1 protein-coding gene is annotated in these 289 nt (G+C 59.9%); it reads left to right on the top strand.

The features are described 5' to 3' along the window. Positions 1 to 173 precede the first annotated feature (173 nt). On the top strand, positions 174 to 289 hold a 116-nt coding region (locus tag B0E43_RS31345; protein ID WP_371454092.1), incomplete at its 3' end, for a hypothetical protein.

The following is a 289-nucleotide window of genomic DNA, read 5'->3' on the forward strand; positions in this document are numbered from 1 at the left end:
CCAGCGGCACGGCGACCTACACGGTGTTGCAGTCCGACATAGATGCGGGCTTGGACATTGTGAACGTGGCGAGTGTGAGCAGCGAAGAGGAAGCGACCGACAGTGCGACCGAGACGGTAGCGGTGAACGGAGCGGCCTTGGTGGACATCACCAAGTTGGCGGACGTGACGCAAGTGACCGAAGCGGGCCAGGTGATCACCTATACCTATACCATAACGAACACAGGCGAAGTGACCCTGACCGGTTTGGCAGTGAACGACGACAAGCTGGGAGCGATCACGCTTGCAGC

Origin of the sequence: Algoriphagus sp. A40, from assembly GCF_002002735.1 — a bacterium.
GTDB lineage: Bacteria > Bacteroidota > Bacteroidia > Cytophagales > Cyclobacteriaceae > Algoriphagus.